This is a genomic window from Shigella sp. FC1544, assembly GCF_001722145.1.
Classification (GTDB): Bacteria; Pseudomonadota; Gammaproteobacteria; order Enterobacterales; family Enterobacteriaceae; genus Escherichia; species Escherichia coli.
This window is the reverse complement of sequence record NZ_MECT01000293.1, coordinates 1-1,473: the sequence shown is the minus strand read 5'-3', so window position 1 is coordinate 1,473 and position 1,473 is coordinate 1. Positions and strand designations below refer to the sequence as shown.

Below are 1,473 nucleotides of genomic sequence, written 5' to 3'. Positions count from 1 at the left end.
TTGAGAAGCGGTGTAAGTGAACTGCAGTTGCCATGTTTTACGGCAGTGAGAGCAGAGATAGCGCTGATGTCCGGCAGTGCTTTTGCCGTTACGCACCACCCCGTCAGTAGCTGAACAGGAGGGACAGCTGATAGAAACAGAAGCCACTGGAGCACCTCAAAAACACCATCATACACTAAATCAGTAAGTTGGCAGCATCACCCTCGTTATCATTAAAAACTAATACAGAAAAAATAAATATAATTTTGGTGAATGTTTTGACATGATTAAATCCATTTTCTTTATTTTCTTCTGACATAATACGTTACTCCCTTTAATTATTAACGATATGTTTCGCATTTTTCTTTAAATCTGCATGTAACAGAATGTTAATAAGACATGATTGTTGCGGCAGGATCTGCAATAATTAACAATTATCCACTTCACAGAGAATGCTATGCAGTACCCGATTAACGAGATGTTCCAGACCCTGCAAGGTGAGGGTTACTTTACCGGCGTCCCCGCCATTTTTATTCGTTTACAGGGATGCCCGGTTGGCTGTGCCTGGTGCGACACCAAACACACCTGGGAAAAGCTTGAGGATCGGGAAGTCTCCCTTTTCAGCATTCTGGCGAAGACCAAAGAGAGTGATAAGTGGGGGGCGGCGAGCAGTGAAGATTTGCTGGCTGTCATTGGTCGGCAGGGATATACCGCGCGGCATGTGGTGATTACGGGTGGTGAGCCTTGCATTCATGATTTGCTGCCACTGACTGACCTGCTCGAAAAGAACGGTTTTAGCTGCCAGATCGAAACCAGTGGAACTCATGAAGTACGCTGCACACCGAATACCTGGGTTACCGTATCGCCAAAGCTGAACATGCGCGGCGGCTATGACGTGTTGTCACAGGCACTGGAGCGAGCCAACGAAATCAAGCATCCAGTGGGGCGCGTACGCGATATTGAAGCACTGGATGAACTATTGGCAACGCTGACCGATGATAAACCGCGAGTCATTGCACTGCAGCCGATTAGCCAAAAGGATGATGCCACACGTTTGTGCATTGAAACCTGCATTGCGCGTAATTGGCATTTGTCGATGCAAACACATAAATATCTAAATATTGCCTGATTAAACATTTATAAGCGTTATAAATGGGTGGAACCTGTAAAGACTTCTACGGTAATGACTCCAACTTACTGATAGTGTTTTATGTTCAGATAATGCCCGATGACCTTGTCATGCAGCTCCACCGATTTTGAGAACGACAGTGACTTCCGTCCCAGCCTTGCCAGATGTTGTCTCAGATTCAGATTATGTCGCTCAATGCGCTGAGTGTAACGCTTGCTGATAACGTGCAGCTTTCCCTTCAGGCGTGATTCATACAGCGGCCAGCCATCCGTCATCCATACCACGACCTCAAAGGCCGACAGCAGGCTCAGAAGACGCTCCAGTGTGGCCAGAGTGCGTTCACCGAAGACGTGCGCCACAACCGT

The 1,473-nt window shown here is 47.1% G+C and carries 3 protein-coding genes and 1 pseudogene; 1 reads left to right on the top strand and 3 read right to left on the bottom strand.

All coding sequences use genetic code 11. The features are described 5' to 3' along the window. Positions 1 to 147: IS1 family transposase (locus BGK49_RS27305; RefSeq protein ID WP_001393286.1), on the bottom strand; the 147-nt coding region annotated here is incomplete at its 3' end. Between the two features lie 28 nt (positions 148 to 175). Further along, a complete protein-coding gene (locus BGK49_RS29535) occupies positions 176 to 298 on the bottom strand; it encodes a hypothetical protein (protein WP_001288225.1) in 123 nt (40 codons plus the stop codon). Between the two features lie 138 nt (positions 299 to 436). On the opposite strand from BGK49_RS29535, the gene queE reads away from it, so the two are divergent. Continuing rightward, on the top strand, positions 437 to 1,108 hold the full coding sequence (queE, locus tag BGK49_RS14495; RefSeq protein ID WP_001199969.1) for a 7-carboxy-7-deazaguanine synthase QueE: 672 nt from the start codon (positions 437 to 439) through the stop codon (positions 1,106 to 1,108). 65 nt (positions 1,109 to 1,173) lie between these two features. On the opposite strand, the pseudogene BGK49_RS14490 reads toward queE, so the two are convergent. Beyond that, positions 1,174 to 1,473, bottom strand: a pseudogene (locus tag BGK49_RS14490) (IS1-like element IS1X2 family transposase); the annotation flags it as partial.

Excerpts from the sequence above, each read along its gene's own strand:
- BGK49_RS29535 (WP_001288225.1), bottom strand. The coding sequence starts at position 298 with ATGTCAGAAGAAAATAAAGAAAATGGATTTAATCATGTCAAAACATTC.
- queE (WP_001199969.1), top strand. The coding sequence starts at position 437 with ATGCAGTACCCGATTAACGAGATGTTCCAGACCCTGCAAGGTGAGGGT.